Annotated in this window: 12 protein-coding genes; 8 read left to right on the forward strand and 4 right to left on the reverse strand. The window is 69.9% G+C overall.

Features of this window, described 5'->3' with window-relative positions:
- The first annotated feature begins 131 nt into the window (after nt 1–131).
- From ABZV91_RS05215 to hisG, 7 genes are all read left to right on the forward strand, one after another.
- Entirely contained in the window at nt 132–1,709 is a 1,578-nt protein-coding gene (locus tag ABZV91_RS05215) for a serine/threonine-protein kinase (protein ID WP_355235668.1), read from the forward strand.
- A gap of 108 nt (nt 1,710–1,817) precedes the next feature.
- Nucleotides 1,818–2,516 (forward strand): HAD family phosphatase, encoded by a 699-nt coding sequence (locus ABZV91_RS05220; protein ID WP_355235671.1) that lies wholly within the window; start codon nt 1,818–1,820, stop codon nt 2,514–2,516.
- Between the two features lie 495 nt (nt 2,517–3,011).
- Nucleotides 3,012–3,872, forward strand: a complete 861-nt coding sequence (locus ABZV91_RS05225; RefSeq protein ID WP_355235674.1) for an arpA protein — start codon at nt 3,012–3,014, stop codon at nt 3,870–3,872.
- A 44-nt stretch (nt 3,873–3,916) separates the two neighbouring features.
- Nucleotides 3,917–4,738 carry a class I SAM-dependent methyltransferase gene (locus tag ABZV91_RS05230; RefSeq protein WP_355235676.1) on the forward strand — a complete coding sequence of 274 codons (822 nt, stop codon included), beginning with the start codon at nt 3,917–3,919 and terminating at the stop codon, nt 4,736–4,738.
- A 45-nt stretch (nt 4,739–4,783) separates the two neighbouring features.
- Nucleotides 4,784–6,598 (forward strand): choline/carnitine O-acyltransferase, encoded by a 1,815-nt coding sequence (locus ABZV91_RS05235; RefSeq protein WP_355235679.1) that lies wholly within the window; start codon nt 4,784–4,786, stop codon nt 6,596–6,598.
- A gap of 242 nt (nt 6,599–6,840) precedes the next feature.
- The gene (locus tag ABZV91_RS05240) at nt 6,841–7,104 is read left to right on the forward strand and encodes a phosphoribosyl-ATP diphosphatase (RefSeq protein WP_030521337.1); all 264 of its coding nucleotides are present in this window, start codon (nt 6,841–6,843) and stop codon (nt 7,102–7,104) included.
- A 35-nt stretch (nt 7,105–7,139) separates the two neighbouring features.
- On the forward strand, nt 7,140–7,991 hold the full coding sequence (gene hisG / locus ABZV91_RS05245; protein WP_355235682.1) for an ATP phosphoribosyltransferase: 852 nt from the start codon (nt 7,140–7,142) through the stop codon (nt 7,989–7,991).
- A gap of 213 nt (nt 7,992–8,204) precedes the next feature.
- On the opposite strand, the gene ABZV91_RS05250 is transcribed toward hisG, so the two are convergent.
- The 3 genes from ABZV91_RS05250 to ABZV91_RS05260 all read right to left on the reverse strand — a co-directional run bounded on the left by ABZV91_RS05250 (nt 8,205) and on the right by ABZV91_RS05260 (nt 11,277).
- Complete coding sequence (locus tag ABZV91_RS05250; RefSeq protein ID WP_355235685.1) at nt 8,205–9,452, reverse strand: sigma-70 family RNA polymerase sigma factor; 1,248 nt, start codon at nt 9,450–9,452, stop codon at nt 8,205–8,207.
- A gap of 4 nt (nt 9,453–9,456) precedes the next feature.
- Nucleotides 9,457–10,170, reverse strand: a complete 714-nt coding sequence (locus tag ABZV91_RS05255) for a YciI family protein (RefSeq protein WP_355235688.1) — start codon at nt 10,168–10,170, stop codon at nt 9,457–9,459.
- A 210-nt stretch (nt 10,171–10,380) separates the two neighbouring features.
- Nucleotides 10,381–11,277, reverse strand: coding sequence for a RecB family exonuclease (locus ABZV91_RS05260; protein WP_355235691.1), 897 nt, complete (start codon nt 11,275–11,277; stop codon nt 10,381–10,383).
- Between the two features lie 83 nt (nt 11,278–11,360).
- Here ABZV91_RS05260 and ABZV91_RS05265 point away from each other — a divergent pair, with 83 nt between their 5' ends.
- The gene (locus ABZV91_RS05265; protein ID WP_355235694.1) at nt 11,361–12,194 is read left to right on the forward strand and encodes a tRNA (adenine-N1)-methyltransferase; all 834 of its coding nucleotides are present in this window, start codon (nt 11,361–11,363) and stop codon (nt 12,192–12,194) included.
- Between the two features lie 68 nt (nt 12,195–12,262).
- Here the strand turns inward: ABZV91_RS05265 and ABZV91_RS05270 are convergent, their stop codons facing one another.
- On the reverse strand, nt 12,263–12,799 hold the full coding sequence (locus tag ABZV91_RS05270; RefSeq protein ID WP_355235696.1) for a hypothetical protein: 537 nt from the start codon (nt 12,797–12,799) through the stop codon (nt 12,263–12,265).
- Nucleotides 12,800–12,909 lie beyond the last annotated feature (110 nt).

Consider the following 12,909-nt stretch of genomic DNA (forward strand, 5'->3'; position numbering starts at 1 on the left):
CCGAATCAGAAGTCTCGACAATGTTGTCGGGGGGTTCGGTCGCGCCGGGCCGGAGCGGAGCCGTAGGCAGCCGCCTGTGACGCGCGGAGTGCTGGAAGACTCGGCGGCGAACAGAAGGGGCCACGACAGAGATGACCAAGGATCGGCTGATCGCCGGACGGTATCGGCTCACGGATCCCATCGGCACCGGCGCCATGGGTGTGGTGTGGCGGGCACTCGATATCCGGCTCCAGCGCACCGTCGCGGTCAAACAGGTGCTGCTCGGACCCAACCTGACCGAACAGCAGACCTCGGAGGCGCGCAAACGCGCACTACGCGAGGGCCGGATCGCCGCGCGTCTGCACCACCCCAACGCCATCTCGGTGTTCGATGTCGCCGAGGAGGACGGCCAGCCCTGGCTGGTCATGGAATACATGAACGCGCCGAGCCTGGCGAGCCGGTTGAATCTCGACGGCACCATGGGTCCGCTCGAGGTCGCCAAACTCGGCGCTCAGGCGGCCGCCGCGCTCGCCGCCGCGCACGACGCCGGAATCGTGCACCGCGATGTGAAACCGGCGAATCTGCTGGTGGGCGACGACGGTACGGTGAAGATCACCGACTTCGGTATCTCGCGCGCCACCGGCGACGTGACGGTGACCGCCACGGGTTTCCTGGCCGGTACCCCCGCGTATCTGGCCCCCGAGGTCGCCCGCGGTGAGCAGCCGATCCCCGCTTCCGATGTGTTCGCGCTCGGATCCACGCTGTACCACGCGCATACCGGCCGTCCGCCGTTCGGCGACGGCGACAATCCGCTGGCGGTGCTGCACGCGGTGGCCGGTGGACAGGTCGAACCGCCCGCCGGCGCGGGCGCGCTGGGACCGGTGCTGATGCGGCTGTTGGCGACCGAGGTCGCGACCCGGCCCACCATGCACGAGGCGCAGGTCATGCTCGAGGAGGTGGCCGCCGGGCGGGCGCCGGAGCCGGTGGAGCCGTTGTCGCCGGCCGCCACGAAGATCCTGCCCGCCGAGGCGGCCGCGACCACTCCGCTGTCGCCGGAACCTCCCGCCGCGGCTCCGGTTCCGCCGCCGGGCGCTACCCCACCGGCGTTCCGTGGCGCCCCGTCGCCCGCCCCGGCCGGTGCCTCCGCTCCGGCGCCGCAACACGCACCGGCTCGCGAGGGCTCTGGAAACCGCACCAGGACGGCGCTGCTGGCGGGCGCCGCCGCATTGGTCCTGGTGGTCGTCGCGGGATTGGTCCTCGCGAACTTCACCGGCGGCGACGACGCCGACGATCCGGCCGCACTCGCCCCGGGCACCTCCCTGGCGCTCGCCCCCGAGACCTCCGGATCCGATACCGAGACCACCACCCGGTCGTCGGCGACGACCACAGCGCCGTCGACCACCACGGCCGAAACCGGTCCGCCCTCGGCGGCCCGCGTCGAGCAGTTCGTCCGCGGGTACTACGGCCTGCTGCCCGGCAACCCGTCCGCCGCCTGGTCCCAGCTCTCGCCCGCGTACCAGGCCACCACCGGCGGCTACGCCGAGTACACCCGGTTCTGGTCCACCATCTCCGCCGTCAGCATCGGAGCGGTGACCCCATCGGGTACCGGCTCGGCCGTGGCCACCATCACCTACACCATGAGCAACGGTTCGGTGCAATCGGAGAATCGGTCGTTCCAGGTGGTGCCGGAGGGCGGTCAGCTGGTGATCACCGCGTCCCGGTTGCAGTGAGCCGCCGCCCGGAGCCTTCCACCCGGCCGCGCAGCCGATAGGGTCGGCCGGGGTTCCGGGTCTTCCGGTGACAGGCGATACGACCGACCGCGACGAAAGGCCGTACATATGAAACGGGTTACCGGCGTGCTGTGGGATATGGACGGCACCCTCCTCGATTCGGAGAAACTCTGGGATATCGGGGTGCGGGAGCTGGCGCGGGAACTGGGCCGGGAGATGACCCAGGAGGTCCGGCACGCCCTCATCGGGGCGTCCGGGGCGAACGCGCTGCGGATCATGTTCACCGAGCTCGGTCTGCCGCCGGAGCCCGAGGCCTTGGCGGCGGCCGGCCATTTCCTGGAACAGCGCGTCACCGAACTGATGAGCGGCCCGATCCCGTGGCGGCCCGGCGCAGTGGAGGCGCTGGAGATGGTGCGTGCCGCGGGCCTGCCCACCGCGCTGGTGACCAACACCAAACGGTCGCTCACCGAGCTGGCGCTGGAAACCCTGGGCCGCGACCGCTTCGACGTATCGGTCTGCGGTGACGAGGTCCCGCACGGGAAACCGGATCCGGCAGTGTATCTGCGGGCGGCAGAGCTGCTCGGCCTGGAGCCCGGCGATTGCGTGGCGGTGGAGGATTCCGTCACCGGAGTGGCGGCCGCGACGGCCGCGGGGTGCGGGGTGCTGGTGGTCCCGTGCGAGATCCCCGTCGCGGTGCACCCGTCACGCGTGCACCGCGACAGTCTGATCGGTCTGTCGCACACCGATCTCGACGAGGTGTTGCGGACCTGCCGCACGGTCGCCGCGGGCGATCCCGCCGTGTCCTGAAGACTCCGGGCGTACGCCAGGAGCTCGCGGGCCGCCAGCGTGGTGCCGGTATGACGAGCTTCCGCCCTGACCCGAGGTCGACTTCAACGGTGATCCGGATCACCACCGGGCGGCCGACCGGTCGCCGGACAGTTCCGGGAACGGGACACCCGCCGGTCGTCCGGCCGCCGCGGTCCGGTTGCCGGGCGACTACCGGACCAACCGGCCGGACACCGGAAGCGGCGGCCACCGCTACGGGCCCGGCCCGGCGGCGAGGCCGCTTCGGGCTCGGCGGATTCGGAGGGTGCGAACAAGGCCCCGATCGCCTTCGTGCCCGAACATCCGATGATGGGCTGCCTTTCGTGGGCTTTTCCTTCGTGGCCGCTGTGATCAGGGACGATCAGCCGGCACGAACGATGTTGCGGAACAACAAGACCGAACGGTCCGTGACCGGACTCACCTGCTATCTCCGGCAAACACCGGGCGTGTCGCAGACAGTCCGATAACAATGTCGCTATGGCCGCCACGGTGACCTTGAACGACATCGTCGACACATCCCGCTACCCGCTCGCGGAACCCGGCGCCCCCGGCTGGCGAGCCGCGGTGGCGGCGGCCCGGGCCGATCTCGCCGAGGACGGCTGTACCGTTCTCCGCGAGTTCATCCGGCCCGAACTGCACGCGTTGCTCGCCGAGCAGGGCGAGCGGATGGCGCCGCACGCCTACTACCGCACCGAGCGGGTCAACGCCTACAACATCCCGCTCGACAGCGAGCTGCCGGTCGACCACCCGGGCCGGATCGTATTCGAGCGCGGTAACGCCTTCGTACCGCGCGATCGCATTCCCGCCGACGCGCTCATCCACCGCCTCTACACCGACGACCTGTTCCAGCGCTTCCTCGCCGACTGTTTCGGCCGGGACCGGCTGCACGAATTCGCCGACCCGCTGGCGGGGCTGGTCCTCAATGTGGTCTCCCCGGGTCAATCGCATCCCTGGCATTTCGATACCAACGAGTTCACCGTCAGCATGCTGACCGCCACCCCCGACGCGGGCGGTGTCTTCGAATACTGCCCCGGTATCCGCTCGCCCCGGACGGAGAACCTGGCGGATGTGCGCGCGGTCCTGACCGGATCGGGCGAGCACCGCATCCGGCGCCTGGTACTGCGCCCGGGGGACCTGCAAGTCTTCCAGGGCCGCTTCTCGCTGCACCGGGTCTCCCCGGTGGAGGGCGCGGCCGCGCGGCATACGGCGATCTTCGCCTACAGCGACCGTCCCGGTGTCATCGGCACCGTGGAACGCACCCGTCAACTGTTCGGACGGGTGCTTCCGGATCATCTCGCGGCGGCCGAGGCCGTCCGGGGTGACCGGCTGCTCGATTGACCCGACGCGATCGAGTGGGTACCGCCCGAGGAGAGGAACACACCGTGCCAGTTCCGTTGCACACCACCGGGAAAGCATCCTTCGACGACATCTACTCGAGGCCCGATCCGCGTGACTACTACGCGCGGATGGCGGAGTTGGACTACCGCATCCCGGAACTGGCGAAACCGCATCTGCGGCGGCAGATCACCGAATGCGGCGCGGCGAAGGGCGCGGCGCCCGCCGTGCTGGACATCGGCTGTTCCTACGGCGTGAACGCGGCCCTGCTGCGCTGGGACACCACCCTCGCCGAACTGGCCGGATCGTACGCGGACCCGGGGCTGGGGACCGATGAGTTGATCGCGCGCGACCGCGCCCGGCCGGCCGGTGCCGACGCGCTGCCGGGGGTGCGTTTCCTCGGTATGGACGCCTCCGCACCCGCACTGGACTACGCGCATGCCGCGGGGCTGCTCGACGCCGTGGTACACGCCGACCTCGAGGCCACCGACCCCGGCGACGACCAACGCGAGATCCTCGCCTCGGCGGATTTGGTCGTCTCGACCGGCTGTATCGGGTACGTCACCGAGAAGACGATCGTGCGGATCGCCACCGCCCACCCCGACCGGCGCCCCTGGATGGCCCACTTCGTGCTGCGCATGTACGGTTTCGAACCCATCGAGGCGGAACTGGCGGCCCTGGGCTACCGCACCGAGCGGATGCCCGGCGAATTCGCCCAGCGCCGGTTCGCCTCGGCGGCCGAACGCGAGCAGGTGCTGAGTACGCTGGCAGGTAACGGCATCGATACCACCGGCCTGGAGAACGACGGTTGGCTGTATGCCAATCTCTATGTGTCCCGGCCCCTTTCGGCGCCCGTACCCAATACTTGATCGCCGGATGCAACCCGACGACCGACGACCGAACCGGAGAACGACTTGACCGAACCCACCTTCGCCGCCGAGGACCAGCTCCCGAGGGTCCCGTTGCCCACCCTCGAGGACAGCTGCGCGCGTTTCGTCCAGTGGTGCACACCGCTGCTGGACGCCGAGCAGCTCGCCGCCACCGAGGCGGCCGTGGCCGATCTGCTGCGCCCCGACGGACCCGGCCGCGTGCTGCACGACGCGCTGCGCGAATACGACGAGACCCCGGGCGTGGGCAGCTGGCTCGACCGGTTCTGGCCCTCGCGCTACCTGGGCCGCCGGGACCGGATCGCGCTGAACGCCAACTTCTTCTTCCTGTTCCGCGACGATACGGCCCTGGCGGGTTCCACCGCGGCCGACCAGGCCGAGCGCGCCGCCGCGCTGGTCGCCGCGGCGGTCGACTACAAGCTGGCCCTGGACCGGGAGGAGATCCCGCCGGTCACCCAGCGCGGGCAGCGTCTGTCCATGTGGCAGAACAAGTACCTGTTCTCCGAGACCCGGATTCCCGGCCTCGAGCAGGACACCGTGCGGGTGCCCTACAGCGACGCCGAACCCGGGCCGTCGACCGCCCGGCACATCCTCGTACTGCACCGCGGGGCCATGTTCCGGCTGGACGTCATCGGACCCGAGGGCGACCCGTACGCCTTCGAGGATGTGATCGCGGGTCTGCGCGCGATCCTGAAATCGGCCACCGAGCCGGCCCCGGCCGGGACCTCCGTCGGACAGCTGACCACCGCGCCGCGTGCCGACTGGGCGCGCGCCCGCGCCCGGCTGCTGACCGATCCGCACAATGCCGAGGCGTTCGACACGGTCGAAACGGCGCTGTTCGCCGTCTGCCTCGAGGATTTCGCCCCCCGCGACGACCTGCACGCCGCCGACACCCTGCTGCACGGTGACAGCGCCAACCGGTGGTTCGACAAATCGGTCTCGTTCATCGTCTTCGCCGACGGCCGGGCCGGCATCAATGTCGAGCACTGCGGCTTGGACGGCACCACCATCCTGTCCTTCGTCGACACCCTGCTGGAGACTCCCGTCGGCGAACATCTCCAGCGGTCCGGCGCACGGGGGCAGGGGCTGCCGCCGGCCGAGCAGATCGAGTTCCGGCTCGACGCGGAGCAGCAGGCGGAGGTGGTCGCTGCCGGGGCGGCGTTCGCGCAGTACGCCGCCGACAATGCCACCACAATCGTCTCGTTCCCCGATTTCGGCACCGCCCGGGCCAAACAGCTCGGCATCTCCCCGGACGCGTTCGCGCAGCTGAGCTACCAGCTCGCGCATCGGCGCAGCAAGGGCCTCACCGGCGCCACCTACGAATCCATCGCCACCCGGCAGTACCGCAACGGCCGTACCGAGGCGATGCGAGTGGTGACCCCGGAGATGGTGACCTTCGCCGACACCCTGACGGACCCGGCGGCCGAGCCCGCCGCGAAACTGGCCGCCGCCCGGGCCGCCGCCGCCGCGCATGTGGAACGGGCGAAGCAGTGCCAGTCGGGTGCGGCGCCGGAACAGCATCTGTGGGAACTCGAATGGATCCAGCGGCGCCGCGGCGCCGAACTGGGCGTCACCGACCCGATCCCGCTGTACTCCAGCCCCGGCTGGACCGTCCTGCGCGACGACTATCTGAGCACCAGCTCCGCGCCGTCGGTGAACATCAGCTACTTCGGTTTCGGGTCCACCAGCCCGAAGTGCATCGGTATCGCCTACGTGCTGCTGCCCGATCGGTGGAATCTGTATCTGGCCACCCCGGCGGCCGTCGCCGACGAGATGCACGCGTTCGCGGCGCAGCTGCGCACCGCCGTCGCCGAACTGGAGGCCCTGCTCGCCGGAGCGTGAGCGGGGTCGGGCCCGGAGGTGGTAGCGCAGTGTGACCACGCAGGGCCCTCGCTCATGCGCAAGGACCCAGCGTGAGCGAGCCGGGCCCGGAGGCGGTAGCGCAGTGACCACGGAAGGCCCTCGCGCATGCGCACTGGACACAGCCGTGAGCGGTACGCGCGTGCTCGCCCGGGTGGGTGCCACGACACAGTGGCGCCACTCGGGCGGAGTCGCGCGGCGGTGGTCTGAAACAATGACCTGCCGTGAAGACTTTCGAGGCCCTGTTCGCCGAGCTCCAGGATCGCGCAGCCACCCGTCCCGCCGGGTCGGGTACCGTCGCCGCGCTGGACGCGGGCGTCCATACCCAGGGCAAGAAGGTGCTGGAGGAGGCCGGTGAGGTCTGGCTGGCCGCCGAACACGAGGGCGACGAGGCGCTCGCCGAGGAGATCTCCCAGCTCCTCTACTGGGTGCAGGTTCTGATGGTGGGCCGCGGGCTGCGGCTGGAGGACGTCTACCGACATCTGTAGACGCCCCGACCGTCCCCCCGACCGAAAGGACCACCATGCTACGCGTCGCAGTGCCCAACAAGGGCGCACTCTCCGAATCCGCGGTCGCCATTCTCACCGAGGCCGGCTACCGCAAACGCACCGATTCCCGCGATCTCACCGTGCTCGATCCGGCCAATCAGGTGGAGTTCTTCTTCCTCCGGCCCAAGGACATCGCCATCTATGTCGGATCCGGCGAGCTCGATCTGGGGATCACCGGTCGCGATCTGTCGCTGGACTCGGGTGCACCCGTGCACGAACGACTCTCGCTCGGATTCGGCGGTTCGACCTTCCGCTATGCCGCCCCGCAGGGCCAGGACTGGAAGGTCGAGGATCTGCAGGACAAGCGGATCGCCACCTCCTACCCCAACCTGGTGCTGGCCGATCTTTCCCGCCGCGGGATCGAGGCCGAGGTGATCCGGCTCGACGGGGCCGTGGAGATCTCCATCCAGCTCGGCGTGGCCGACGCGATCGCCGATGTGGTCGGGTCCGGCCGGACCCTGCGCCAGCACAATCTCGTCGCCTTCGGCGAATCGCTGTGCGATTCCGAGGCCGTGCTGATCGAGCGGGCCGGCTCCGACCAGCGTGACCGGGCGCGTAACCAGCTGATCGCCAGGGTCAAGGGCGTGGTGTTCGCTCAGCAGTATCTGATGCTCGACTACGACTGCCCGAAGAACCTGCTGGAACGCGCCGCCGAGCTCACCCCGGGCCTGGAATCCCCGACGGTCGCCCCCCTGGCCGACCCCGGCTGGGTGGCGGTCCGGGCGCTGGTCCCGCGGAAGAAGGGCAACGAGCTGATGGATCAACTGGCAGAACTGGGCGCCCGGGCCATCCTGGCCACCGATATCCGCTCCTGCCGCGCCTTCTGACAGGCCGTCACAACCCGGCTCGCCTCCGGCGCCGAGTTCTGGCCCTCGGCGCCGGCAGGGCGATGTGTGTTCGACCGTCCATGGGGTCCCGAAATAGTTCGAGCCGCCCGGCTCGTGCGACACGCTTTCGTGCTCGACGGTTCGGCGGTCGCCACCGCATCACCTACGACATTGCCGAACAGGCGGGGAAGCAGCGTAAGGCGATCTCGAGGTTCATTCCGAACTGCGCTCCTGGAGTGTCGTGACTTCGTCGAGGCGGCGACGCAGGAAGTCTCGCACCTGGTCATTGGCGGTCCGGTCGAGGGTCGAGCGGTAGTACGCCGCGGCCTCGGCGGAGCGTCCGGCCCGGCGGAGCAGGTCGGCGCGGGCGGCCGCGACCTGGTTCGTTCCGGCCAGGCGGGGGTGGTCGGCGATCTCGTCCAGAGCTGCCAAACCTTGTTCGAAGCCGTGCCGGAAGCCTACGGCGACTGCGCGATTCACCAGGATCGCGGGGGAGGTCGTGTAGCGCAGCAATTCATCGTAGGCGCGCACCACCGCCTCCCAGTCGGTGCCGGCGAAATGAGGGCAGATCGCGTGTGCGCCCGCGATCCGCGCTTGCGCCAGATATGGGCCGCTGCCGCTCTGTTCGGACGCCGAAACCAGACACCTCAGGCCCGCTTCGATCTTCGCTCGATCCCAACGGGATCGGTCTTGTTCCTCCAGCGGCACCAGCTCCCCGGATTCCGACCGCCGTTGCGCCCGGCGGCTGTCGTTCAACAGCATCAGCGCGAGCAGGGCGCGAGGCTCCGGTTCGTCCGGCAGCAGCCCGCACAGCAGCCGACCCAGTCGAAGTGCCTCCTCGCACAGCTCATCCCGCACCGCCGAGTCTCCCGACGTCGCGAAATAGCCCTCGCTGAACACCAGGTAGATGCACGACAGCACTGCCGGGAGTCGTTCGCCGAGCAGAGGTGCGGACGGCACGCCCAGCGGAATTCCGGCCTGTCGGATCTTCGCTTTGGCCCGGCTCAACCGCTGCGCCACTGTGTGTTCGGGCTGCAGGAAGGCTCGGGCGATCTCCCCGGTCCGCAGCCCGCAAACCAGCCGTAGGGTCAGCGCGACCCGTGATTCGGGAGATAGGGCGGGATGACAGCAGGTGAAGATCATCCTCAGCTGATCGTCCGGGATCGGTGACACCTCGGGTTCCTCGGCCGGCGCGGCCTCGCGGCTCGCGGTGTGTTCTTTTGCCGCCCGGTTCGCATCGCGCCGGAGCCGATCCAGGGCGCGGTTCCGGGCCACGGTGGTGATCCAGGCGCCCGGATTGGCGGGCGGACCGGAGACGGGCCAGGCGCGCAGTGCCTCGGCGAACGCGTCCTGGACCGCGTCCTCGGCCGAACCGATATCGCCGACCAGGCGCGCAATGGTGGCGAGGGCCCGGCCGAATTCGGCCCTGTACACGTCGTCGAGATAATCGGCCGAGCCCATCGCGTCAGTCGTCGAGGTCCACGATCCGGCGGACCTCGGTGCGGCCGGTGGAGCTGATCGGAATCTGCGCCGCGTAGTCGGTGGTCTGCTCGGCGCTTGGGGCGGCCAGGATGTACAGTCCGTCGACGATCTCTGCGGATTCGGCGAACGGCCCATCGCTGAGCACCAATTCGCCCTGGCGCACCCGCACGGTGGTGGCGGTGGCGGGCGGGTGCACCGCCCCTCCGCCTCGTATGGCCGCACCCACCTTTTCGGCGAACCGTTCGTGCTCGACGGCGGCCGCCGTCCACTCGGGCGTGTCGGGCGCGATCACCGCGTCGGGCTTCTCCCACAGCAGCGCGAGCCAGCCGTCCGCACCGAGCTTCGTCGGCGCCTCCCACTGCACCATCGGCCGCACCTCCACCGTGCCTTGCTCTGCCGCGGGCAGTCGGCGGGCGAGGCGGATGGCCTCGTCGAGATTCGCGCAGTCGAAGACGTAGAAACCGCCGACCACCTCGGCTTGCTCGGGAAACGGGCCGGTGGATACGAGAGTCCGGTCGTTCGGCCGTCGTATGTGAACTGCCGGGACCGAGGGAGACAGCGCGTGCCCGCCGGCGACCGCGCGGCCCGCTCGGGCCTCGAATTCGGCGTAGCGCTCAACCTCTGCGGCGAATTCGGGAGTGCCGGGACCGAGGGCCGCGTCGTCCTCGCGTCCGAACATCAGCGCCAGGTAGTGCATGTCCGCATCCTTTCATCGCGGAGGAGTCCGCTACTCCTCTCCCTCATACGACGGACGCGCTCGTGTCTTTTCTACATCGGCGGTGAGAAATCTCGGCTGTCGATGCTCGGCATCAGTGGCCGGGCCCGTCCGGGTTCGGGATCGACGGAGTGGAGAACCGGGGTCACGAGTGCCCAGGTCGCCGCCGGCGGCGGGACAGTGAACACAGTCTCATTCCGATACCGATTCGGCGAAGGATTCGGCCGGGGATTCGTCGTCCGCGGGCCAGCCGGGGTACGGCGGGGGTGTTCCGTCGAATGCCGGGCACAGGCTTTTGTAGGCGCAGTAATCACACAGCCAACTCGGATTCGGCGGAAAATCTCCGGTACGGCCCGCCGCGCGGACGGCGTCCCACAGGGCGGTGAGGGTGCGTTCGAAGCGGAGTAGTTCGTCCTCGTCGGGGGTGTAGGTGAGCAGTTCGGCATCGGCCAGGTAGATCAACCGGAGCTGGGTGGGCACCACACCGCGGGTGCGCAGCAGCATCAGCGCGTAGAACTTCAACTGGAACAGCGCCCGCGTCTCCTGGGTGGGGCCCGGCGCCCGGCCGGTCTTGTAGTCGACCACCCGCAGCTCCCCGGTGGACGCCACATCGATCCGGTCCACGAAACCGCGCAGCGGGGCGCCGTCGGGCAGCTGGACCTCGAGCCGGGTCTCGCAGGATTCGGGTTCGAAGCGGCGGGGGTCCTCGAGCCGGTAGTAGGTGCGTACCAGGGCACGGACCTCGTCGAGGAAGCGCGCGACATCGAGGCCGGCGGCGAGGAGTTCGGCCGCCTCGGGCCGTTCGGTCAGCACCCGGGTCCAGGCGGGCTCGGCCAGCGCGGTCGCGTGGTCGGGATCGCGGTCGGCTGCGGGCAAGGCGTAGAGGTCTTCGAGGACGGCGTGCACGACCGTGCCGCGCACCGCCTGGCGGCTCGGCGGCTCCGGGACGCGATCGATGGTGCGGAGCCGGTACTTCAGCGGGCACTGCTTGAAATCGGCTGCGCGCGAAGGGGACAACGCCGGCCGGGCGGCGGCGGGTGCCGATTCGAGGCCGGAACCGGCCGGGGGCGTGCTCGGTGGCGCTGACATACCTGGCAGGCTATCCGGCGGCACCGACACGGTGCCGCGCCCGGTGATCGGCCGGGCGCAGTACTCATCGGGAACGGAGATCCATGACGGCCAGACGGACCGGGCCATTCGTCGTCGGCGACCGCGTGCAGCTGACCGACGCCAAGGGCAGGCTGTACACGGTGTTGCTGGAACCGGGTAAACAGTTTCACACCCACCGCGGCGCCATCGCCCACGACGACCTGATCGGCGCCGACGAGGGCACCCTCGCGCATTCCAACAACGGCACGCCGTATCTGGCCCTGCGCCCGCTGCTGACCGATTACGTGATGTCCATGCCGCGCGGGGCGGCGGTGATCTACCCCAAGGACGCCGCGCAGATCGTGCACGAGGGCGATATGTTCCCCGGCGCCCGGGTGCTGGAGGCTGGGGCGGGGTCGGGCGCGCTGACCTGTTCTTTGCTGCGCGCGGTGGGGCCCGACGGGGCGGTCGTTTCGTATGAGATCCGTGAGGACCACGCCGAGCACGCCGTCCGCAATGTGGAGCGCTTCTTCGGCGAGCGCCCTGCGAACTGGCAGCTCACCGTCGGCGATGTGGCCGATTACGCGGGGGAGCGGGTGGACCGCGCGGTGCTGGACATGCTGGCGCCCTGGGACGCGTTACCGGCCGTATCGCGGGCCATCGTGCCCGGCGGGGTGCTGATCGTCTACGTCGCGACGGTGACCCAGCTCTCCCGGCTGGTGGAAGCCCTGCGGGAACAGCAGTGCTGGACCGAACCGCGGTCCTGGGAGTCGATGGTGCGCGGCTGGCACGTGGTGGGGCTGGCGGTGCGGCCCGAGCATCGGATGCAGGGCCATACGGCCTTCCTGGTGAGCGCGCGACGGCTGGCCGAAGGAGTGGTCACCCCGAAACCGCAGCGCCGGCCGTCGAAGGGCTGAGACGGGCGCCCGCGGGACCATGGGGGGCCGGATCACCGGCTCTCCGTGGTCCCGCGGGTCCGGGGTGGTCAGGCGGGGGAGCAGGGGATCTGCGCGAATCCGAACAGGACGCAGGCGCTCGCATCGGACAGTTTCCAGGTGCCGTCCTCGTGCTCCCAGGTCAGCGGCATGGGCGGTGCGCTCTGACCGGAGGGGCTGGTGATGGTGGTCTGCCCGGTGGCGGTCTCACCGTCCACGGTGACCTCGCCGACCTGGAAGGTGATTCCGCGATAGGTCTGCAGGGCGGCGTTGAGCTGCTCCAGCAGGCCCCGCCGGTGCTCGCCGTCGTCGATCAGTTCCACCTTCTCGTCCACCGGGACATCCGGGTTTGTGATCTGCTCGAGGTTGGACTGTAGGCTCTGCGCGGTGGGCGCGGCCGCGGTATCGCCGTGGTCGTCCCCGTGGTCGTGCGCCGCGGCGCTGGTGGTGGCCGCGACACTGCTGGCGGCGGCGGTGTCGCCGTCGTCGTCGGACCCGCAGGCCGTGAGCCCCAGCGCCAGGGCGGCGGCCGCGGCGGTAGCCGCCGCGACGCGGGACAATCGCCGTGTCCGTGCGGGAAGTTGCATATCTGGCAACCTTTCGGCTAGTCGGTGAGCATGCCCACCATAGTTGGGTTAGGGGAGGCTAACATGGTGTGACCTGCAGATGGCCGCGGACCAGATGTGATCACGACGAA

This window comes from Nocardia sp. NPDC004568 (genome assembly GCF_040609955.1).
In the GTDB taxonomy this organism is placed as follows: Bacteria; Actinomycetota; Actinomycetes; order Mycobacteriales; family Mycobacteriaceae; genus Nocardia.

Coding starts and splice junctions, on each gene's coding strand:
- ABZV91_RS05270 (WP_355235696.1), bottom strand. CDS start 12,799: ATGCAACTTCCCGCACGGACACGGCGATTGTCCCGCGTCGCGGCGGCT.
- ABZV91_RS05250 (WP_355235685.1), bottom strand. CDS start 9,452: ATGGGCTCGGCCGATTATCTCGACGACGTGTACAGGGCCGAATTCGGC.
- ABZV91_RS05260 (WP_355235691.1), bottom strand. CDS start 11,277: ATGTCAGCGCCACCGAGCACGCCCCCGGCCGGTTCCGGCCTCGAATCG.
- ABZV91_RS05220 (WP_355235671.1), top strand. CDS start 1,818: ATGAAACGGGTTACCGGCGTGCTGTGGGATATGGACGGCACCCTCCTC.
- hisG (WP_355235682.1), top strand. CDS start 7,140: ATGCTACGCGTCGCAGTGCCCAACAAGGGCGCACTCTCCGAATCCGCG.
- ABZV91_RS05215 (WP_355235668.1), top strand. CDS start 132: ATGACCAAGGATCGGCTGATCGCCGGACGGTATCGGCTCACGGATCCC.
- ABZV91_RS05265 (WP_355235694.1), top strand. CDS start 11,361: ATGACGGCCAGACGGACCGGGCCATTCGTCGTCGGCGACCGCGTGCAG.
- ABZV91_RS05255 (WP_355235688.1), bottom strand. CDS start 10,170: ATGCACTACCTGGCGCTGATGTTCGGACGCGAGGACGACGCGGCCCTC.
- ABZV91_RS05225 (WP_355235674.1), top strand. CDS start 3,012: ATGGCCGCCACGGTGACCTTGAACGACATCGTCGACACATCCCGCTAC.